Annotated in this window: 14 protein-coding genes; 10 read left to right on the forward strand and 4 right to left on the reverse strand. The window is 53.2% G+C overall.

The features are described from left to right. Nucleotides 1-59 precede the first annotated feature (59 nt). The 10 genes from H8L32_RS05390 to H8L32_RS05435 all read left to right on the forward strand — a co-directional run bounded on the left by H8L32_RS05390 (nucleotide 60) and on the right by H8L32_RS05435 (nucleotide 16,288). Nucleotides 60-2,735 (forward strand): glycoside hydrolase family 3 protein, encoded by a 2,676-nt coding sequence (locus H8L32_RS05390; RefSeq protein ID WP_230412062.1) that lies wholly within the window; start codon nucleotides 60-62, stop codon nucleotides 2,733-2,735. Between the two features lie 442 nt (nucleotides 2,736-3,177). Continuing rightward, nucleotides 3,178-6,816: an indolepyruvate ferredoxin oxidoreductase family protein gene (locus tag H8L32_RS05395; RefSeq protein WP_186946132.1), complete on the forward strand. Its 3,639-nt coding sequence runs from the start codon at nucleotides 3,178-3,180 to the stop codon at nucleotides 6,814-6,816. Nucleotides 6,817-7,108: 292 nt separating this feature from the next. Next, a complete protein-coding gene (gene icmF, locus H8L32_RS05400) occupies nucleotides 7,109-10,387 on the forward strand; it encodes a fused isobutyryl-CoA mutase/GTPase IcmF (protein ID WP_186946133.1) in 3,279 nt (1,092 codons plus the stop codon). A gap of 519 nt (nucleotides 10,388-10,906) precedes the next feature. Next, on the forward strand, nucleotides 10,907-11,140 hold the full coding sequence (locus H8L32_RS05405) for a hypothetical protein (protein WP_186946134.1): 234 nt from the start codon (nucleotides 10,907-10,909) through the stop codon (nucleotides 11,138-11,140). Nucleotides 11,141-11,440: 300 nt separating this feature from the next. Then, nucleotides 11,441-11,914, forward strand: a complete 474-nt coding sequence (locus H8L32_RS05410; protein WP_186946135.1) for a VOC family protein — start codon at nucleotides 11,441-11,443, stop codon at nucleotides 11,912-11,914. 103 nt (nucleotides 11,915-12,017) lie between these two features. Continuing rightward, nucleotides 12,018-12,518 (forward strand): DinB family protein, encoded by a 501-nt coding sequence (locus H8L32_RS05415; protein WP_186946136.1) that lies wholly within the window; start codon nucleotides 12,018-12,020, stop codon nucleotides 12,516-12,518. Continuing rightward, complete coding sequence (locus H8L32_RS05420) at nucleotides 12,515-12,970, forward strand: GNAT family N-acetyltransferase (RefSeq protein ID WP_186946137.1); 456 nt, start codon at nucleotides 12,515-12,517, stop codon at nucleotides 12,968-12,970. Before H8L32_RS05415 ends, H8L32_RS05420 begins: the two co-directional genes overlap by 4 nt. A 207-nt stretch (nucleotides 12,971-13,177) precedes the next feature. After that, nucleotides 13,178-15,202 (forward strand): PAS-domain containing protein, encoded by a 2,025-nt coding sequence (locus H8L32_RS05425; protein ID WP_186946138.1) that lies wholly within the window; start codon nucleotides 13,178-13,180, stop codon nucleotides 15,200-15,202. Between the two features lie 75 nt (nucleotides 15,203-15,277). Then, a complete protein-coding gene (locus tag H8L32_RS05430; protein WP_186946139.1) occupies nucleotides 15,278-15,619 on the forward strand; it encodes a zinc ribbon domain-containing protein YjdM in 342 nt (113 codons plus the stop codon). A 30-nt stretch (nucleotides 15,620-15,649) separates the two neighbouring features. Beyond that, nucleotides 15,650-16,288, forward strand: coding sequence for an SGNH/GDSL hydrolase family protein (locus tag H8L32_RS05435; protein ID WP_186946140.1), 639 nt, complete (start codon nucleotides 15,650-15,652; stop codon nucleotides 16,286-16,288). 73 nt (nucleotides 16,289-16,361) lie between these two features. Here H8L32_RS05435 and H8L32_RS05440 read toward each other — a convergent pair whose 3' ends face one another. The 4 genes from H8L32_RS05440 to H8L32_RS05455 all read right to left on the reverse strand — a co-directional run bounded on the left by H8L32_RS05440 (nucleotide 16,362) and on the right by H8L32_RS05455 (nucleotide 21,973). Further along, nucleotides 16,362-18,281: a M64 family metallopeptidase gene (locus tag H8L32_RS05440; RefSeq protein WP_186946141.1), complete on the reverse strand. Its 1,920-nt coding sequence runs from the start codon at nucleotides 18,279-18,281 to the stop codon at nucleotides 16,362-16,364. Between the two features lie 304 nt (nucleotides 18,282-18,585). Then, a complete protein-coding gene (locus tag H8L32_RS05445; protein WP_186946142.1) occupies nucleotides 18,586-20,073 on the reverse strand; it encodes a sulfite reductase subunit alpha in 1,488 nt (495 codons plus the stop codon). 50 nt (nucleotides 20,074-20,123) lie between these two features. Continuing rightward, nucleotides 20,124-21,143: an FAD:protein FMN transferase gene (locus tag H8L32_RS05450; RefSeq protein ID WP_186946143.1), complete on the reverse strand. Its 1,020-nt coding sequence runs from the start codon at nucleotides 21,141-21,143 to the stop codon at nucleotides 20,124-20,126. A gap of 20 nt (nucleotides 21,144-21,163) precedes the next feature. After that, a complete protein-coding gene (locus H8L32_RS05455) occupies nucleotides 21,164-21,973 on the reverse strand; it encodes a DUF4198 domain-containing protein (RefSeq protein WP_186946144.1) in 810 nt (269 codons plus the stop codon). Nucleotides 21,974-21,985: the final 12 nt, after the last annotated feature.

A 21,985-nucleotide genomic window follows, 5' to 3' on the forward strand; every position in this document is an offset into this window, starting at 1 on the left:
CATCATCAATAAAGAGACAAGGCGTATCGACAGATATGTTTAAAAACAAAGAGCACATCATGATGAAAATAAAGGCCCACAGTTGTACCCGCACCCTTACCCGCATTCATAACTGCATCCACGCCATTGCCCTGGGATCTGCCCTGACGCTGGCATGCAGCGCAGGCAGCCTGAGTATGGCTGCGACGGAGCTGCCCCAGCAAAACGGCCCTGCCAGCATGTCCGCCAGCAACCTGGCTGCCTGGCCAGCTATTCAGAGTGCCATCCGCAAAGACCCGGCGATGGAAACGAGGATAGCAGCCATCGTCGCCGGCATGACTCTGGAACAAAAGATAGGACAGATGACGCAGCCGGAAATCAAGTCGATTACACCGGATGATGTGCGTCAGTATTATCTTGGCTCAGTCCTTAATGGCGGCGGCAGTTGGCCCGACCGCAATAACAAACACGGTACCGCGGCTGACTGGGTAGCCCTGGCTGATCAATACCATGCAGCATCCATGGCGACCGACATGACAGTCAGGATACCCGTCATCTGGGGTATCGATGCCATACATGGACATAGCAATGTGTATGGTGCCACCCTGTTTCCACACAATATTGGTCTGGGGGCGGCGCATAATCCGCAACTGGCAGGGCAGATAGGTCGCGCCATGGGCAAGGCAGTTCGTGCCACCGGCATTGCCTGGGTGTTTGGCCCTACCCTGGCCGTGGTGCGCGATGACCGGTGGGGGCGCACTTATGAAAGTTTTTCTGAAGATAGCGCGCTGGTGCGCCAGTATGCGGGTGAATATGTCAAAGGTTTGCAGGGTGCTTTCAATGATGATGGCAATGTCGTGGCGACAGCCAAGCACTTCATGGGGGATGGCGGCACCGATCAGGGCAAGGACAGGGGCATCAACCTGTCGACCAATGCGCAGATGCTCAATATCCATGCGCAGGGGTATATGACCGCGCTGGCAGCAGGAGCACAAACAGTGATGGCGTCCTTCCACAGCTGGAACGACCAGGCAGCCGGTGCCAGCTACGGCAAGATACATGGCAGCAAGGCCCTGTTGACCGATGTGTTGAAAGAAAAAATGGGTTTTGACGGCTTTGTCATCAGCGACTGGGATGCCATAGGCGAAGTGCCCGGTTGCCGTACCGATAGCTGCCCGCAGGCTATCAATGCGGGTGTTGACATGATCATGGTGCCGGATGCGTGGAAGGCTTTTATTGCCAATACCATCGCCCAGGTCAGGGCTGGTGACATACCCATGGCCAGGATAGATGATGCGGTGACGCGCATCATCCGCGTCAAATTGCGTGCCGGCTTGTTTGGCAAAAAACCGTCTGAAAATAGCTACGCCGGCAAACAGGATGCGCTGGAGGACCGTCCACTGGCAAGGCAGGCAGTGCGTGAATCCCTGGTCTTGCTGAAGAACGATGCCTCAGTTTTGCCACTGGCCCGTAATGTGAAGAGTAACCGAAAAATCCTGGTCGTCGGTAAAACTGCCGATAATATTGGCAACCAGACCGGCGGCTGGTCGCTGACCTGGCAGGGTACAGATAATAGTAATGCCGACTTTCCGAATGCTGATTCGATATTGGCCGGCATCCGCGATGCGGTTGGCGCTGCCAATGTAGATTTCAGCATCGATGCCAGTGGTGTGGATGTCAGCCGCTATGATGCCGTGATTGCCGTCATTGGTGAAACACCGTATGCAGAAATGTTCGGTGATATCGGCCCTGCCGGCAGCCTGCGTCACAGCAGTCGTTTCCCTGAAGACCTGGCTGTCTTGCAGGCGGTGGCTGGCAAGGGCAAACCGGTGGTGACGGTGTTTGTGTCTGGCCGCCCTTTGTATGTGAATGATTTGCTGAACCTGTCTGACAGTTTTGTTGCTGCCTGGTTACCGGGCACAGAAGGCAAGGGGGTGGCTGATGTTTTGTTTCGGGCTGAGGATGGTACCGTAGCGCATGACTTCAAGGGGACGCTGTCATTTTCCTGGCCCAGGTCCGTGTGCCAGACCAGTTTGAATTTTGATGAACCCAATTACTCACCCTTGTTCAAAATTGGGTATGGTCTGAACTACTCCGGCACAGCCAAAATTGTTAAACGTGGAAAGCTAGGAAAGCTGGATAGCAAATATCCATCTGGTGGTTGTGGCGTGACAAACGCTTATCCGGTCTTCAACCAGGCTGACCGTGCGACTTATCCTCTGTATGTCATCAGTGGCAATGAGCAACAGGCAGTAGGTGCAGATTTGAACCGTATCCTTACCATGCCTGGCATCAGCGTACAGACATCCCAAGTGAATACCCAGCAGGACGCCAAGCTGCTGACCTGGAGCGGTGTAGCAAAAATAGGAGCACAGGTAGAAGCAAGGGTAGAAGCACGTGCGACCAGCGGCAAAGCCATACCTGCCTATGCCAGCAAGGATGGCGCACTGACATTCGATACCATGGTCGTGACAGCACCTGCCAGCAGCGTCAGTCTTTCCATGCATTGTGGCAAGGCGTGCGAGGCAAGTCTGGATATGACAGATACTTTCAGACGACTGGCGGGCAAGAAAGAAAAACAGACCATCAAGATTCCACTGTCCTGTTTTATCGCCAAGGGTATCAAGCTGGAAAACATCGATATTCCTTTCAGCCTCAGTACTTCGGCGGCGTTCAGTCTTGCCGTCACGAATATACAAGTCGTCGGCGGTGCGGCAAAAGACCAGGATGCATTGACATGTGCCGAGTTGAAATGAAATTGATGTGAAATTGAATTCAATTGAATTGAAGCAATAAGTTCATGCAAGTCAAATCAGGGCTATCATTTTTTATGATAGCCCTATTTTAATTCCATATTTTCCATGCCGGCGTATTCGCCCTACACTGTGAACACAGCAGATTTCAAAGGAAGTCGAAGAAGCGCTGCAGCGAAATTTCGAAAGCTTCTTTTGATGTCTCTTTGATTCGATATGAATGAACGTGCAGGCTTGGCAGTTTGTTATCGGGTAATGCCATGACAGAATGCATGATGTCTTGACATCGAATTTTGTATCGAATTCGAATAAAATGGTAGTTATCACTACCAACGCAACGAGAGCCTATCTCTGATACCTCGCTATAGGCTCTGAGCAAAATTGTGTCTTACCGGATACAACGCATGCTCCTTGCGATCTAAATCACAAATTTTGGAGCCACCTTATGTCATCCGACACCACCCTGGAGTCTGCTGGACTCTCGTCCCTGCCGTTCGAAAAAAATACTACAAAAACAGGTAATACAGCCCCTGCAAGCGCAGGCATCGATGCACTCGAAGCCAGTCAGATCACCAGTCCCCCGCAATTGAATGATGTGCAACTCGACGATAAATATACGTCGAACAGTGGCACCATCTTCCTGTCCGGCATACAAGCCCTGGTTCGCCTGCCCATGATGCAGCGCCAGCGTGATCTTGCTGCCGGGTTGAATACGGCGGGATTCATATCCGGCTATCGTGGTTCCCCTTTGGGTGGTCTGGATGAAACATTGTGGAAAACCAAAAAACTGCTGGAGCAAAACCATGTGCAGTTCGTGCCCGGCGTCAATGAAGACCTGGCAGCGACTGCAGTCTGGGGCTCGCAAACGGTAGACCTCATAGGCCCGGCTAAATACGATGGTGTATTTGGCATGTGGTATGGCAAAGGCCCTGGCGTCGATCGTAGTGCTGACGTATTCAAGCACATGAACCATGCAGGCACATCCAGGCACGGTGGCGTCTTGCTGGTGGCCGGTGATGACCATGGTGCCTATTCATCAACGCTGCCGCATCAGTCTGACCATATTTTCTCTGCCTGCATGATCCCCATGCTGTATCCCAGCAATGTGCAGGAATATCTGGACCTGGGCCTGCATGCCTGGGCCATGTCGCGCTTTTCTGGCTGTGCCGTTGGTTTCAAGGCGCTGGCAGATACCGTGGAATCCACCTCGTCGGTGGATGCCGATCCTTTCCGTCTGCAAATCACCATCCCGCAAGACTTTGTCATGCCCGAAGGTGGTCTGAACACCCGTTTATCTTTGGATACCCTGGGCATCCAGGCACGCAAGCAGGAAGCCCTGATGCAGGATTACAAAATCTATGCAGCCCTGGCTTATGCACGCGCCAACAAACTCAATCATGTGACTATAGACAGCCCGACTGCACGTCTGGGCATTGTCGCCTCTGGCAAGTCTTACCTCGATGTACTGGAAGCGCTGGAAGAACTGGGCATCGATGAAAAGTTCGCTGCCGAGATAGGCATACGCCTGTTCAAGGTATCCATGCCCTGGCCGCTGGAGCCGGACGGCGTGCGTGAATTCGCCCAGGGTCTGGATGAAATCCTGGTGGTCGAAGAAAAACGCCAGATGGTGGAGTACCAGCTTAAAGAACAACTGTATAACTGGCGCGACGATGTGCGCCCGCGCGTCATCGGCAAGTTCGATGAAAAAGGCGAATGGGTACACCCACGCGGTGAATGGCTGCTGACTTCGAAAGCCGATTTCTCGGTGGCACAGATTGCCCGCGTGATTTCTTCACGCATTGCCCGCTTTCATACCAGCGACCTCATCAAGGCACGCCTTGCATTTCTTGAAGCCAAGGATGTCGTGCTCAGCAAGCAGGTCAATACACCGGCACGCCCTGCATACTATTGCTCGGGTTGCCCGCACAATACCTCGACCAAGGTGCCGGAAGGCAGCCTGGCATTGGCTGGTATCGGTTGCCACGTCATGGCAACGGCGATTTACCCTGAATTCAATAAACTGACTACCCACATGGGCGGCGAAGGCGCACCGTGGATAGGGCAGGCCGCATTTTCGACTTTGCCGCATGTGTTCCAGAACCTCGGTGACGGTACTTATTTCCATTCTGGTTATCTGGCGATACGTGCTGCGGTGGCGGCCAAGGTCAATATCACCTACAAGATTCTGTATAACGATGCGGTAGCGATGACGGGTGGGCAACCCGTAGATGGCATCATCAGCGTACCAATGATGGCGCAACAGATGGCCGCAGAAGGCGTAAAGCGCATTGCCCTGGTGACTGAGGATTTGTCACGTTACACGGATCGTTCCAACTTGCCCGGCTTCCTGACCCTGCATGACCGCAAGGACATGGATGCCGTGCAACGTGAATTACGCGAGATACCTGGCGCGACCGTTCTTATTTACGACCAGACCTGCGCCGCCGAGAAGCGTCGTCGTCGCAAAAAAGGTGAATTCCCTGACCCCAATCAGCGTATGTTCATCAATGAAGCTGTCTGCGAAGGCTGTGGTGACTGCGGTGTGCAATCCAACTGTACGTCCATCATGCCGGTGGAAACAGAATTTGGCCGCAAGCGCAGCATAGATCAGTCGTCGTGCAACAAGGACTATTCCTGCGTTAAGGGTTTCTGCCCCAGCTTTGTCACGGTAGAAGGTGGCAAGCTGGTCAGGTCCAAAACCGGTACGGCAAAGACGGATGATTTCGGTGCCTTGCCTGATCCCGTATTGCCCGTCTGTGAAAGCTCATACAACATCTTGCTGAACGGCATAGGTGGTACCGGCGTCATCACCGTCGGTGCCTTGCTGGGCATGGCCGCACATCTGGAAGGCAAGGGCGCGTCTGTACTCGATATGACAGGCATGTCGCAAAAAAATGGCTCGGTGACTTCGCATATACGCATCGTCAACCAGGCGGGTAAATTGCGTGCACAGCGTATTGCGACCGGTGAAGCTGATCTTATACTGGGCTGCGATATTCTGACTGCCGGTGCCCATGACGCGATTTCCAAAATGCGTGCAGGCCGTACCCGTGCTGTCATCAACACCCATGAACAACCGACCGGCCCGTTTGCCAAAAATCCTGACTGGCAATTCCCGCTGGAATCGGTAGAGCACCTGATTTCTGAATCAGTCGGTGGCAATGTTGATTTCATCAATGCGACCAAACTGGCCACCGCCTTGATGGGCGACTCTATCGCCACCAATTTGTTCATGCTCGGCTTTGCTTATCAAAAGGGTGCAATACCGGTATCTGAAACAGCTTTGTTACGCGCGATAGAACTGAATGGCGTGGCGATCGAGGCCAACAAGAAAGCCTTCCTCTGGGGCCGCCGTGCTGCCGTGGATTTTGCCCGTGTCGAAAAAATCGCCATCCCTGGCCAGCCTGTCGTCATCCAGATGCCGCAAAGCCTGGATACGCTCGTCAAACGTCGCATTGCAGTATTGACGGATTACCAGAATGCCGCCTACGCCCAACAATATGCTGATCTGGTCGACAAGGTGCGCAAGGCAGAATCTGTATTGAATGCCGGTAACAAGTTCAGCATGGCAGTTGCCAAATACGCCTTCAAGCTCATGGCCTACAAGGATGAGTATGAAGTCGCACGTCTGTATACCAATGGTGATTTCACCGCAAAACTGAAGCAACAGTTTGAAGGCGATTTCAGCCTGAAATTCAATCTGGCTCCACCCATCTTCTCGCAGAAAGACGGGCAAGGGCATCTGGTCAAGGCGCAATACGGTTCCTGGGTCTGGCAGGCATTCAAGCTGCTGGCCAAACTCAAGGGCTTGCGTGGGACGGCACTGGATATTTTTGGTCGCACAGACGAACGCAAGGCTGAACGCGCTCTCATCGTTGAATACCGCGTACTGATGGAAAAACTGGCTGCCGGACTGAATGCGGATAATCTGGAGCAGGCGATTGCACTGGCCAGTTTGCCCGAGAAAATCCGTGGTTATGGTCATGTCAAAGAAAAGGCCATGCAGGCGTATCATGCAGAAAAAGCAGCTTTGCTGAATCCGCAAAAAACAACAGTCATCAAGGAAGTGACACGCGTGGCGTGATCCTGTTGATGGCATTGTGGCAAGGCCGACATGTTTGTCTGCCTTGCCTGACCGGTAAAACCAGTTTGCAGGCGGATTTTCTGTTGTGGACTTCACTGATATTAAGTACCCAGTATCCATGAGGCTTTCAAGACATTTTACTGCTGCAAGCCGCACGTAGTCGGGGTTTGCCGATTCACATAATCATATTGACGTTTACGTTAACGTCATATAACTTAGCTTAACCCAAACGCAGTGAGAATTTGCTAAAGAGCAATAGTCATTGTGATAAAACAAGACCGATGAGGAAGACATGACTGACCTGTCCGTTGCCCAGAACCTGACTGAATACAAACCTGCCAACAAAGTGCGCTTTGTGACTGCGGCTTCCCTTTTTGATGGGCACGATGCCTCGATCAACATCATGCGTCGCATCCTGATGGCGAATGGCGCAGAAGTGATCCATCTGGGCCATAACCGTTCGGTAGAAGAGATAGTCACTGCGGCCCTGCAGGAAGATGCCCAGGGTATTGCCATTTCCAGTTACCAGGGTGGCCATGTTGAATACTTCAAATACATGATAGACCTGCTCAGGCAACGTGGCGGTGCGCATATCAAGGTATTTGGCGGCGGCGGTGGTGTCATCGTGCCCGAAGAAATAGCCGACCTGCACGCTTATGGCGTGACCCGTATTTTCAGCCCCGAAGATGGTCAGCGCATGGGCCTGGTGGGCATGATACTGTCGATGATACAGGCTTGTGACAGTGACCTGTCCGGTTACGCACCGACCGCACTGAGCGTATTACAGGATGGCGATATCGCCGACAAACATCGTCCACTTGCACAATTGATTACCGCACTGGAAAACGACAAAGTTGCGCCAGAGTTGCGTACACAGTTGATCGATGCGGCCAAAGACTGCAAGGTACCGACCCTGGGTATTACCGGGACCGGTGGCGCTGGTAAATCTTCGCTGACAGACGAGCTGATACGCCGCATACGACTGGATCAGGATGATGAATTGAGCATTGCCCTGATATCCATCGACCCTTCACGCCGCAAATCAGGTGGTGCTTTGCTGGGTGACCGCATACGCATGAACGCCATTAACCCGTGGAAGGGCAAGCTCAAGGTTTTCATGCGTTCACTGGCAACCCGTGAAGCCGGTTCAGAAATTTCTCAGGCCTTGCCAGATGTCATCGCTGCCTGCAAGGTCGCCGGTTTTGATCTGGTGATTGTCGAGACTTCAGGCATAGGCCAGGGTGATGCGGCGATTGTGCCGCATGTGGATGTATCGATGTATGTCATGACACCAGAATTTGGTGCCGCATCGCAGTTGGAAAAAATCGATATGCTGGACTTTGCCGATTTTGTTGCCATCAATAAGTTCGACCGCAAAGGTGCACAGGATGCCCTGCGCGATGTCGCCAAACAATACCAGCGCAACCGCGAATTGTGGAGCCAGAAGCCGGACCAGATGCCGGTCTACGGTACCCAGGCATCACGCTTCAATGATGATGGCGTCACGGCCCTGTATCAGGGTATTTTGCCAGCACTGGTGCAGCGTGGCTTGCAGGCCAAGCCCAGCAAACTGACGGCTATTGACGTCAAATTTTCCAGCGGCAAGAATGTCATCGTGCCACCAGCACGCAGCCGTTACCTGGCCGAGATTGCGGATACGGTACGTGCCTATCACAAGAACACAGGCAAGCAGGTCTTGATTGCCCGTGAACGCCAGCAACTGCAAGAAAGCAAACGCATGCTGTCAGCCGTTGGTAAATCGGCCGATTTTGATGAACTGATTACCGAACGCGAACACCATCTGGATGGCGAATCCAAAAAACTTATCAACATGTGGCCCGACATGCAGGCTGCGTATGCAGGCGATGAATATGTCGTCAAGATTCGCGACAAGGAAATCCGTACCCGCCTGGTACAGCAATCCCTGTCTGGCACAAAGATACGCAAGGTGGCTTTGCCGCGCTTTGTCGATCACGGTGAAATCCTGCGCTGGCTGATGCTGGAAAACGTGCCTGGCTCTTTCCCTTTCACGGCCGGTGTATTCGCCTTCAAACGCGAGGGTGAAGACCCAACCCGCATGTTTGCCGGTGAGGGAGACCCTTTCCGTACCAATCGCCGTTTCAAGCTGGTGTCGCAAGGCATGGATGCGAAACGCCTGTCGACTGCTTTTGACTCTGTGACACTGTACGGTGCAGACCCGGCCATACGCCCTGATATTTACGGCAAGGTCGGCAATTCTGGTGTGTCCGTCGCGACGCTGGAAGACATGAAGGTCTTGTACGACGGTTTTGATCTGTGCGATCCGGCTACATCGGTATCCATGACCATCAATGGCCCGGCACCGACCATACTGGCCTTCTTCATGAACACCGCCATCGACCAGCAGATGGATAAATTCCGTGCCGATAACAAGCGTGAACCGACGGCGGATGAATCCGCCAAGATACGTGCCTGGGTATTGCAGAATGTGCGCGGCACGGTACAGGCAGATATCCTGAAAGAAGACCAGGGTCAGAATACCTGTATTTTCTCGACAGAATTCTCGCTGAAGGTCATGGGCGACATCCAGGAATATTTCGTCCATCATCAGGTGCGCAATTTCTATTCCGTCTCAATCAGCGGCTACCATATTGCCGAAGCGGGCGCGAATCCGATTTCACAACTGGCGTTCACGCTGTCAAATGGTTTCACTTTTGTTGAAGCCTATCTGGCACGTGGCATGCACATTGATGACTTTGCAGCCAACCTGTCCTTCTTCTTCAGCAATGGCATGGACCCTGAATACACGGTATTGGGTCGCGTGGCCCGCCGTATCTGGGCGGTGGCCATGCGTGACAAATATGCGGCAAATGACCGTAGCCAAAAACTCAAATACCATATCCAGACCAGTGGCCGCTCACTACATGCACAAGAGATAGACTTCAACGATATCCGCACCACACTGCAAGCCTTGATTGCGATCTACGATAACTGCAACAGCCTGCATACCAATGCCTATGATGAAGCAATCACTACGCCGACTGATGAATCAGTGCGTCGTGCCCTGGCGATCCAGCTCATCATCAACCGTGAATGGGGTCTGGCGAAGAATGAAAACCCTATCCAGGGCAGCTTCATCATCGAAGAACTGACTGACTTGGTAGAAGAAGCCGTCATGCAAGAATTCGAGCGTATCGCCGAACGCGGTGGTGTACTGGGTGCCATGGAAACCGGCTATCAGCGCGGCAAGATACAGGAAGAATCCATGCACTACGAACACCTGAAACATGATGGCACCCTGCCCATCGTCGGTGTCAATACCTTCCGTAATCCAAAAGCCAATGACACACCGCAAAAGATAGAACTGGCGCGTTCGACTGAAGAAGAAAAACAATCGCAGTTGCAACGCCTTGCGGATTTCCATGGCCGTCATGCGGATGTGGCTCCGAAGGTGCTGGCTGCCTTGCAACAGGCGGCTATCAATAATGAGAATGTGTTTGACAGATTGATGGAGGCGGCACGGGTTTGTTCGTTGGGGCAGATTACGACTGCACTTTTCGAGGTAGGTGGACAGTACAGACGCAACATGTGATGTGTGTCACGCTGATAAATCCAATTAGCGGGCGCATAGCTGCGTTGCAAATGCTCGCAATACCGACGTATTGCTGCGCTTTGCGCCTTGCTCTGCATCCCGCGAATTGAATTTCTCAGCGTGCCACGTACGGCTTCGGTAGAAATATAGCAAATTAATGAGCGCATCGCTGCGTTGGTTCTGTACTGAAGCCCGCTGAATGAATTTCTCAGCGTGTCATGTGCCGTGACGGTAGGGTGCGCCACGCGCACCGATTTTCTTGAACACATATCGATTGTATAAAATGGAGAACGGTGCGCGCGGCGCACCCTACTAGATCTGCGTTGTGTCCCGAAAAATGAATTTCTCAGCGTGTCATGTGCGGTTGTGGTGGGCGGCGCTGCGCGCGCCATTTGTCCCGGATTTTTCGGGACTTTCTTTTTCTGCGCTAGGCTGAGGGATTATTGCTAGAATGCCATATTGCTGCCCTGGCTTAATTTCTTTCGTGTGCGGCCGGAACTGTTAATTTGGAGTTTTACCATGCGTGCCTTATTCATACTGTTAGCTTGCGGCGTCATTTGTGCCTGTGGCAAGGCCAAGGAAGCCACGCCGGAGCCGGAGGCACCGCCACCGATCAAGATCATGGAAGACCAGCGCAAGCAACTGGAAAAAGCCAAGCAGGTGGAAGATACCGTGCAAAAAGCTGCTGATGCACAGAGAGATGTCATTGAAGTGCAGACCGGTGGTCAACCTGCAAAGAAGGCAGATAAATAAGTTTTAACAGACTGACTACCGAAATGGCAGGCTTTTCGCTGGCATGGCGGTAGTCGGTTTTTGCCGGGCTTGCCCGAGCTATACGTTTCTATCCCTCCTGCTTCCCGCATTTTTACTTGTTGATTGCGTCAGCAAGGTCTGGTCTTGCATGACCAGTATTTCAAAAACTTGAATCTCTGATCTTGCATTCCTGTTCAATAAATCTCATTATTCCTTTGATACTTGTCAGGCGCACATCCATAGTAAGTACTATTGATCTTGACCGCCGCAAGCACACGATTTTCAACAGGAGCAGACATCATGCAGAAAATTACCCCTTTCCTTTGGTTTGACCAGCAGGCTGAAGAGGCTGCGTTGTTTTACACGGGCATTTTCAAGGACTCTGAAGTCGTGAGCATTTCCCGTTATGGGGATGGAGCGCCGATGCCGAAGGGGACGGTCATGACAGCAAAGTTTATCCTGGAAGGGCAGGAATTTGTGGCATTGAATGGCGGCCCGCATTTCACGTTCAATCCTGCCATTTCATTTGTGGTGAATTGTGATTCACAACAGGAAGTCGATTACTACTGGGAAAAACTGCTGGATGGTGGCACCGAGAGCCAGTGTGCCTGGTTGACTGACCGCTTTGGTGTTTCCTGGCAAATCGTACCGCAGGCATTGATCAGGTATCTGAACGATCCCGATCCAGTCAAGGCCCAGCGCGTCATGATGGCGATGATGCAGATGATAAAGATCGATATTGCCACCCTGGACCGTGCCTATCAGGGGCTCTGAGGGTAGGGTCTGATAGTGGCTATGACCCGACCAGTTCGGCGAATTGGCAAGTACAGGTAAAATGCATGTGTGACATGTCACTACTTCATATCGGGAGACGCCCATGCAAACCAAAAAACTCTTGCTGACTTTATTTGAATACAAGGCCTGGGCGAATCAGGACCTGTTCCGCCTGATGGCCAGTGTCTCTGTCGATACATATGCGCGTGAAATGCATGATGCGATACGCATCCTGAATCATATCCATGTTGTCGACCAGATATTTGCTGCCAATCTGCAATCGCAATCTCACGGGTTTACCGCACTGAATACGCCAGATACACCTGCCCTGGATGACTTGCATCAGCGGGTCAGCAAGACTGATCAATGGTTTCTGGATTACCTGGGCCAACAGCCGGAAGCCAGTTTCGGTGAAGAGATTCATTTCACTTTTGTCGATGGCAAGCCAGGCATGATGTCGCGCGGCGAAATGCTGTTGCATGTGGCGACCCATGGCAACTATCACCGGGGTGCCGTCGGTCGCATCCTGTTCCAGATCGGCGTGCAGCCACCCAGAGATACCATGACGGTGTATTTGCACCAGACTGCCCGGATATCAACTTGACCCCGACCAATAGCCTGACCAATATACGTCTGGCGACCGGAGCAGACGCGGCGCAACTGCAGGACATTTATCGTCACTGCATTGTCGAAGCACCCTGGCAGGTACGCCCGGCGGAGGCGATTCCCGATTTTTCTGCCATCTCGCGTGATGAAGTGATCTGGGTCGCGGTAGATGCACAGGATCAGGTATTGGCCTTGCTTGCAGTGCAGCAAGAACGTGCGTATATCCACCATCTGTATGTACATCCGCGTGCGCAAGGTCGGGGCCTGGGCCGTGCGCTGCTGGTTTTTTTGCAGACGCACATGGCGTTCCCCTGGCGTTTGAAATGCGTGCTCAACAACAAGGCTGGCATGGCTTTTTACCAGCGCCTCGGTTGGCTGGAGCTGCAGCAGGGGCACGGTGCAGATGGCCTGTTTGTCTTGCTGGAATGCAGTGGACTCGATCCCGGCTGATCATGGCCAGGCATGTCTTGTACTTTATGCATCCAGTCGATAACGATCAGGATTTCGCGCTTGTGGTCTGTGCAGGTTTGATGAATACTGGAACTTGTGTTTGAATGACCGTGCTCAACACGCCGGACGGGGTAATTTTTTGCCTTGTTCTGATCTTTGTTCTTACCCCTGTCCTTACCTCTGTCCTTACCTGTATCGGGAATGCGCATGCCAGGCAAAGTCGAAGTTTCCAGAGAAGCTTTATACCGTGCCATGATAGAGCAGGCACTGGATGCCTTGCTGGTGCTGGATGACGACCGTTTCATCGACTGCAACCTGAGTGCCGAAACCATGTTTGGTCTGCCGCGCGACCAGTTGCTGGATAGCTCTCCCGTCATCCTTTCTGCCAGAAACCAGCCGGATGGCCGTGATTCCCTTAGCGCTGCCAATAACTATATTGCGCTCGCCAAAACCGGTGTCCCGCAACGCTTTGAATGGCTGTCACGCAAACCGGATGGCGAATTGTTCACGACCGAAGTCTGTCTCAGCCTGCTGGATGAAGCCGGACATCAATATGTGATCGCCGTGGTGCGTGATATTTCAAAGCGTCGCAAGGCTGAACAGGAAGGGCGCCGGCAGAATGAAAAACTGCGGGTATTGCTGGAAAATTTTCCGGGCGGAGTTTCCCTGATTGATGAATCCTTGCGAATGGTCACCTGGAATGCAGAATTATTACGCATGCTGGATTTGCCGCCAGAACTGTTCGATGGCAAACAACCACTGGCACGTGATGTGTACCAGGCCAATATCAAGCGTGGTGAATATGGCGAATTCAGCCAGGGCGATGATGCAGACAAGCTGAACCGGCTGATGAGTATCATACAGGGTAAGGATGCCTATACGTATGAGCGGGTCAGGTCGGATGGCAGCGTCATTGAAGTCCGTGGTGTACCGGTGGAGGGGGGCGGTTTTGTCACCACCTGTATTGACGTGACCGCGAGGCGCAAGATTGAAATCGAGTTCCACAAACAATCCCTGTTCTTGAAAGCGGTACTTGATCATATGCCGCAAGGCTTGAGCGTATTTGACGACAGGCTCAAACTCTATCTGTGGAACCAGGGTTTCCTGGATGTGCTGGATTACCATCCGGATTCGATCTACCAGGGTGTTCCCTTTGAAGACTTGTTGCGCATCATGGCTGAACGTGGCGAATATGGTGAAGGCGATACCGATGAATTGATACAGCGTCGCCTGCAACTGGCCCAGCAATTTCAGCCGCACCAGTTTGAACGCGTGCGCCCAAACGCCCATACCCATCTGGTACAGGGCAAGCCCATTCATGAAGATGGCAAACTCAAGGGCTTTGTCACCACCTACACCGATATCACCGAACTCAAGAAGGTGGAGCAAGCCTTGTCAGATGCCAATGCCCTGCTGGAAAAAAACGTGGCTGAACGCACACTGGAATTGCGTCATACACAGGATGACCTGATACGTAGCGAAAAACTGGCTGCACTGGGTTCACTGGTCGCCGGTGTTGCACATGAACTCAACACCCCGATTGGCAATAGCCTGCTGACCGCCAATACCCTGAAGGCAAAGACCCAGGAATTTGTACAGAAATTTACTGACGGCGGCTTACGCCGTTCTGAACTGAATGCCTATCTGGAAGCTGCACAGCAGGCATCGGCACTGATAGAACATGGCCTGAAAAGCGCGGCAGATCTGGTCGCCAGCTTCAAGCAGGTTGCGGTTGATCAGGCTAGTTCCAAGCGACGCCGCTTCCAGGTAGACAAGGTATGTCATGACGTGATTGCCACCATGATGGCAAAAATCCGGCAGGCCGGTCTGACTATCCAGATGGATATACCAGTGCATATAGAAATGGACAGCTATCCCGGTCCCTTTGAACAGGTAATAGGTAACCTGGTCGATAATGCCATCCTTCATGCGTTCGAAGGCAGGAGCAGCGGGCAGATCTGGATAAGCGCACGCATGTGCGGCGAAGCAGCGCTGGAAGTGCGCTTTCGCGACGACGGCGTCGGCATTCCCAGGGATAACCTGAATCGTATTTTCGATCCTTTTTTTACCACCAAACTGGGGCAGGGCGGCAGTGGTCTGGGCCTGAACATTGTCTACAATATCGTCACCGGCTTGCTGGGCGGGCAGATACATATAGAAAGTGAAGTGCAGGCTGGTTCCAGTTTTATCATGCAATTACCTTTGCTGGCACCGGCTTCAGAGGTGGACTGACAAGCTGGTATTGCCGGAACGTGCGCTGTGATCGGGTATACTGCCCGCTTTCTAGCCCGTAAGATGAAAGTGTTTATGTCCAGCCTTCCCGCCTGTCCATTGTGTACTCTGGAAAATACCTACCCTGATGCCGACAATTATGTCTGTGCCGATTGTGGCCATGAATGGCCCGTGCAGGCGGCCGCCAGTGCAGATGACAGTGATGAGCGCATCGTCAAGGATTCCAATGGTAATGTGCTGGCCGATGGCGATGCGGTGGTACTGATCAAGGACCTGAAGGTCAAGGGTTCTTCCACCACCCTGAAAATGGGTACCAAGGTCAAGAGCATACGGTTGGTGGGTGGTGATCATGAAGTCGATTGCAAGATGGATGCCGGCAGCTTCATGTTGAAAGCCTGTTATCTGAAAAAAGTTTAACATCAAAAAAAAGTTTAACTGGAGTAGTGCATGCGCCATATCCTGGTCTACGGTGATTCTCTGTCCTGGGGCCTGATTCCCACCACCCGCAAGCGTCTGGCTTTTGAAGAGCGCTGGCCAGGTGTGCTGGAGATAGGCTTGAACAGTGCCGAGCACCATGTACGTGTGGTGGAAGATTGCCTGAACGGGCGACGTACGGTATGGGATGATCCTTTCAAACCCGGTCGTAATGGCGCTCAGGGTTTGGCTCAGCGCATAGAAAGCCTGACGCCGCTGTCACTGGTGGTGGTCATGCTGGGCATGAACGATTTTCAGTCCATGCATCAGAATAACGCATGGATGTCATCGCAAGGCCTGGCTGTGATCATCAACACCATACGTCAGGCGCCGGTAGAACCTGGCATGCAGATACCACCTGTCCTGATCGTCGTACCACCTTCGCCGGGCACACCCAGAGGTGCAATAGCGCCCAAATTTATCGGCTGCGAGCAAAAAAGCCAGGGGCTGGCAGATGCCTATAAAGAAGTGGCAGCGACCAATGCCTGTCATTTTTTCGACGCTGGCAGTGTCGTGACTTGCAGCGAATATGATGGCGTGCACCTCGATGCAGATCAGCATCTGATACTGGGATGGGAACTGGTCGACGTGGTTTCTTCGTTGCTCAAATAAGCTGGCGGCATGAATCCTGACTATTGCGCCATACATCGCGGTACTGTTCGCTAGTGCCAGCACCAGCGCAGCATCAGATGAAATGAATTTGTCCGTCGCTGATACCTATTAATGCAATGGCGGCATTGATGTCGGTTGCTGTCACGGCAGAGGCTATGGCGATGCCATTCGTGATGGATGCCTCGGGTGTCAGGTAGTTCAGTCCCCATTCAACAGCAAACTGATTGGCAACCTTGATCTTGTTGTCCAGTAAATCCACCACCCAGCCCCAGGTCGCATCACCCTTGAAGGCGCGGGCACCTGCCAGTACCGCAGTCACCATCGACCCCCGGCTTTGCAAACCGGTATTGAGTTCATTCAGCCAGTATTGCAGGCCGGCGCTATCTGCCCCGCCTACTCTGCCCATCGCATTTTTATAGATGGTATTGATAAAGTCGGTATTGCTGAGATTGGCGCTGTAGCCGGTCTGTGCCGGAAACTGGGCAGCAGCCAGGAAAAATGCATCACCTATCTGCTTGAACGACATGCCGGATTTGTACTGGGTGACCCAGTAATCCAGTCCGTCGGCGTCCGGCACGCGGTTGAAATAGGCGACATACAATTCTTCCAGCGACTGCAGATCGGATGTCTTGATCGTATGGGCATTGTCATACACGGTCGTGTTGACGATATAGTCGGAAAACTGGATTTTTTCCACACTATGCGTAGCCCAGTAGGCATTGTTCTGGTAGCCCAGCAAGACTGTGCTGCCGGTGATCTGGCTGATGAAATAGCTACTGCCCTTGCCCAGTGATCCATTGACTTGCAGGGTATCGGTGCCGGCACCGCCATCGATATAATCGAAACGCGTGGTATCCGGTGTGCTGAGTGAAATGGTGTTATTGCTGCCATCGAGCTGGACAATACTGTTACTGCCGGTCAGCACGGTGCTCACGCCGCTTACATTGAAGACGGACTTGTCCAGCGTCGTGTTTTCTACCTGCTGCGTGCTGATCAGATTCTTGCGGATGTAGCCGGTACTGTCTATCGTCGTCAGGCTCATGCTGGCACCGGTTTTGTAGGCACCGGTGGCATAGGCATCAAAATAATTCTTGTCGGTGGTGTTGACGGTTGTGCCGTTGATTTTCCAGGTATAGCCCAGCAGGCTGCTGTCGGGTACCACCGGCTGGTAAATGCCGGGGATGCTCGTACTCAATGACAGATAGTCACCGATAGACTGATAGTATTTCAGCGCGAAGGCTTCTTTTTCGGGGGCGCTGAATGGCTTGTTCAGATGATTCATCTTGGAATCCTGCGTGGCACGCCAGATTCCGGTGTCGCGGTAATAACCGCCTTGATAAGTGCCGACGACACCCAGTTCGCCATCGTTATAGCCTAACCAGGCGGACCATGGGATGCGGCTCAGTGAGTCCGTCACATGCGGGCTGGCCAAAAAGCCGGGGTCGGTCAGCGGATAATTGCTGGCGATGGAGGTATCCACATATTCATCCTGCAGACCGGCATAGCTGTGGCCGATCTCATGCAGGACCACTTCTGCCGACGAGATATTACCGGCCGATGCCCAGGCGATAGAGCCGCCAGCACCACCATACAAGGCGGTGTTGACCAAGACCACGGTCAGTTCATGCGCATCGCTGGCGACAGCGTCAGACACAAAATTGGTGACCTTGCCAAAATCACCGTATAGCAGGCGGCCATCGCTGCCATGCTGGGTAGCGTCAAAATAGGTATTGACGCTGATATTATTGTTGGGCTGGTCGGTACCCGATTGCGCCGAAGCCACAAAAATGGCACTGGCATTGAACAGGTTCTTGTAGGCAGAAAACGGCGCATTCAGACGGGTATTGGCGTCCCCCAGCATATTGTTGAGGAAGTTCTTGGCATCCGCCAGGAACTTGTCTCTTTCAGCCGCCGTGTAGCCTTCGGCCACAAACACGATATCGACACGATTTTTGCTGGGCCCGGTATTCAATAGAGTGGTGACGTCAGCCATGCGATATATGCCTTGTAGATAAAATAAAAAAACCGGGCTTACAGGATGCGCTAATCGCGCTTCGCAATGATGCTGCCAGGCCGCATTTTGTTGTGAATGTTTATTGGTATAACCCAGGTTTTAACTGAACACAATACCGGCAATAGTTGGTAACACTTCCGCGTTGCACTTCCGCATTACGCTTACTGTTAACACTTCAATCCGGCATGTCACACAAATTGCACCTGCAGGCACAGACTGGCGTTGGCGGAGCAGGTGGAATGGGCATTATGATACAAGTCTGACCACAAGAGGTGGCGTGTCGTTAATAAACATCGCGGCGGTAGAGATGCTGCTCGGTCATTTGTTCCAGACGTTCGGCACCAAGGATGATGTTCAGGGTGGCATGTACTTCTTCTGCCATGCCTTGCAGGCTGCCACAGACCAGGATGGCAGTACCCTGGTCTACCCAGGACAGGATCTCGCCTGCCTGTTCCAGCATGGCATGCTGGACATAACGACGTTCTTCCTGATCGCGCGAAAAGCACAGGTCCAGTCTGGATAACACGCCTGTCTGTTGCCAGGCCTGGATTTCATTGCGATGAAAATAATCATGCGCCTGCTGTCTTTCGCCGAAAAACAGCCAGTTGCGCAACTGATGTCTGGCAGCACGCGCCTTGATGTGGGCGCGCAGGCCAGCCAGGCCGGTCCCGTTGCCGATCAGGATGAGAGGGATATCCTGCGCCGGTGTATGGAAGTTACGGTTTTCGCGCAGGCGCAGGCCCAGGGTTTGCCCTACCTGTGCATATTCCGTCAACCAGCCCGAGCCTATGCCCAGACTGCCATCCGGGCGGCGCATCTGGCGCACCAGCAATTCCAGCTTGCCGTCTGCGGGGATGGATGAAATCGAATATTCGCGGTGCGGCAAAGGGCCGGTGGTGGTCTGGTCCTGTGTACCTGCCGTATTGGCTTGATAGGCTGGTGGATGCTGCGGTTCAATTTCTGCAATGTCACCGGCTGCCCATATGAGTTCGCCATTGGCAGGGCGACAGGCGATGCGATAGGCCGGGCCACCCAGGCTACCGGGGTTCAGTAATTCGCGCTCGGTCAGTATCCAGTCCTGATAGCCGGGTTTGCTCCAGTCTGACATTTCAGTATGGCCGCTGATGACGCCCAGATAATGTTGCCAGTGGCGCAAGGCACCTTCATCGCCATTGTCGACTTCTATCAGGTCGAACAGGCATTGTGCCTGTTGCTGGCGCAGCCAATGCGCGAGACGGTGACCGAAAGCGCAGAACTGCTGATAGTGGCGGTCACCCAGTGCCAGCACAGAAAAACTCAGATGCGATAAATCCAGCGTCTGGTTCATCAGGCGGCGGGTAAAGGCAGCCGCATTGTCGGGGGCATCGCCTTCGCCGGTAGTACTGACCACAAACAGCATGCGCTGCGCCTTTTGCAACTGGGCTGGCTGGATGGCACCCAGCGCGCAGACGGCGATGCCCATCCCGGCCTTTTGCAGATGCATGGCCGTTTTAATGGCGATCTGTTCGGCATAGCCGGTCTGGCTGGCATAGGTGATCAGGATGCTGTCCTGATCATGACGCTGTAATTCAGCAGGAAAACCTTGCATGGACCGGGACTGACTATCCTTGTGTTTCAGTCCTGTCCAAACGCAAAAGCTGAGGTAGCCGACCAATAGCAAGCCCGCAGACAGGTCGCGCTGCACGGCACCGTGCCAGAAAAAACTCAGGATAAACAGGATAGTGAACGCCAGGCACAGTATGCCAGTCAGGCGCAGGGAGGGAAGTCGCATCGCAGCTCAATCAGTCATTCAATGAGTCATTCAATCAGTCAGTCATTCGCTTAGTCCAGCATTGCTGTCAGGGCGGCACTCATTTTCTCTTCCAGATGTGTCCCATTGCGTTGCAGGAACAGGGCGGCAATATGATGCTGATTGGCATAGGCCAGGCCATCTTCGCTGCCTAGTACGGTCAGGGCCGTGGCCAGCGCATCGGCAACCATGCATTGGGGATGCAATACGGTGACCGAAGCCAGCTCATTGGTCACCGGGTAGCCGGTGCGCGGGTCCAGCGTATGTGCATAACGCTGGCCATCCTGCTCAAAGTACTGGCGGTAATCGCCTGAGGTGGCAACGGACAATTCATGCAGTGCCACCATGTATTCTTTCTTTGGTTCGCTGGCCTGCATGTCGCCGGGGCTTTCGATGGCAACCCACCATGGTGACATATCCGCCTTCATGCCCAGGCCGCGCAATTCGCCGCCCAGTTCTACCAGATAGCTGCTGATGGACAGGGATTCAAGAAAGCGTGCCACCTGATCGACGGCAAAACCCTTGGCAATCGACGACAGGTCCAGCGCAATGCCGCCCGGTTGCAGCAAGCGGTGCTTGATATGGTCCAGCTCCAGCGCTTTCCAGTTACCGGCCTCCATGGCTGTTTGAATCTGTGACGGTTCTGGTGCCGTCGCACGTTTGCCGGTCGGGCCAAAGCCCCACAGATCAACCAGCTTGCCCGCCGTGATGTCGAAGGCACCGGCAGTCTGTTGTGACAGGTACAGGCTGTAGTCGACGACCTTGAAAAATTCACCAGGCAGTTGTTGCCAACTGCCTGCGTGTGCGCGGTTGTACACGCACAGATCAGATGCCGGGTCCCAGGTACTCATCTGCATGACGACCTGATCCAGCACCCGCTGTATGCCCGCTTGTATTCCAGCTTCCAGCACTGCATGTTCGTGCTTGCCATCTGACAGCAACTGGACATGCCAGCTGGTTCCCATGGATGCACCAGTCAGCGTCAGGTTTTGTGCCCCGGCTGCAGGTGCAGATGGTTCAGATGCTTCCAGAGGAATAAAAACACGACGCATGGTACGGATGGCTTTACAGATTATTGTGGCAAGACTTCCAGTGTAGCCACATAACTGGCGACCCTGACCTTGGCAGGTGCCTTGACCTGTTTGTCATCTTTCAGTTCTGCTTCCAGCCAGTACAGGCCAGCGCTTGCCCAGGTAATGCTGAATTTGCCGTCCTTGTCGGTGACAAAGGTTTTTTCATCCAGCTTTTGACGGTAGCGTACACCACCAGCGATCACGGTCACGTTGACATTGGCGGCTGGTTTGCCATCCAGCAACAGACGGAACTGTGCTGTTTCACCTGCCACCAGGTCATTCGGATGCGTAATGCCGCTCAGTTCCAGCCCGCTACCGCTGATATCCATTGCCTTGCCACCGGGTTTGCCATTGGTGACGAAAGTTTCAACACGGCCACTGCGTTGCGTGACTTGCAGTTCTTCTGCATTTGCCGGTACTTCCTTGGCAAATGCTTCTGCCGTGCCGCGCCAGCGTTTGACCTTGCCTTCTTCTTTATAGCTGGCCATCAGGCCTTCATTCACGAAGCCGATTTTATAGCTGCCGACCTGGCTCAGTTTCACATCAAAACTGCTACGGAACTTGCCGGTGCTGGCGTTTTCCGGTTTCTGTGCAGTGCCGTCCGGCGCTGTAATAAACAGGTTGTCCAGCTTCAGGGCGTTGTGATCAAAAACGAAGACATCAGTCGCAGCGGCGGCGTCGATCGTTACCCATGGCGTATTACCTGCCACCACAGTGGAAGACGGTACCAGGAAAGCGCGGTGTGCCTGGGCAGAGAAAGCGACGCATGCCAGTGCCGAGAGGAGGGCGATTTTTTTGAAAGTTTTCATTATTATCCTTGA

It is taken from the genome of Undibacterium hunanense (genome assembly GCF_014284335.1).
Lineage (GTDB): Bacteria > Pseudomonadota > Gammaproteobacteria > Burkholderiales > Burkholderiaceae_D > Undibacterium > Undibacterium hunanense.

Coding starts and splice junctions, on each gene's coding strand:
- H8L32_RS05390 (WP_230412062.1), top strand. CDS start 60: ATGATGAAAATAAAGGCCCACAGTTGTACCCGCACCCTTACCCGCATT.
- H8L32_RS05395 (WP_186946132.1), top strand. CDS start 3,178: ATGTCATCCGACACCACCCTGGAGTCTGCTGGACTCTCGTCCCTGCCG.
- icmF (WP_186946133.1), top strand. CDS start 7,109: ATGACTGACCTGTCCGTTGCCCAGAACCTGACTGAATACAAACCTGCC.
- H8L32_RS05405 (WP_186946134.1), top strand. CDS start 10,907: ATGCGTGCCTTATTCATACTGTTAGCTTGCGGCGTCATTTGTGCCTGT.
- H8L32_RS05410 (WP_186946135.1), top strand. CDS start 11,441: ATGCAGAAAATTACCCCTTTCCTTTGGTTTGACCAGCAGGCTGAAGAG.
- H8L32_RS05415 (WP_186946136.1), top strand. CDS start 12,018: ATGCAAACCAAAAAACTCTTGCTGACTTTATTTGAATACAAGGCCTGG.
- H8L32_RS05425 (WP_186946138.1), top strand. CDS start 13,178: ATGCCAGGCAAAGTCGAAGTTTCCAGAGAAGCTTTATACCGTGCCATG.
- H8L32_RS05430 (WP_186946139.1), top strand. CDS start 15,278: ATGTCCAGCCTTCCCGCCTGTCCATTGTGTACTCTGGAAAATACCTAC.
- H8L32_RS05435 (WP_186946140.1), top strand. CDS start 15,650: ATGCGCCATATCCTGGTCTACGGTGATTCTCTGTCCTGGGGCCTGATT.
- H8L32_RS05440 (WP_186946141.1), bottom strand. CDS start 18,281: ATGGCTGACGTCACCACTCTATTGAATACCGGGCCCAGCAAAAATCGT.
- H8L32_RS05445 (WP_186946142.1), bottom strand. CDS start 20,073: ATGCGACTTCCCTCCCTGCGCCTGACTGGCATACTGTGCCTGGCGTTC.
- H8L32_RS05450 (WP_186946143.1), bottom strand. CDS start 21,143: ATGCGTCGTGTTTTTATTCCTCTGGAAGCATCTGAACCATCTGCACCT.
- H8L32_RS05455 (WP_186946144.1), bottom strand. CDS start 21,973: ATGAAAACTTTCAAAAAAATCGCCCTCCTCTCGGCACTGGCATGCGTC.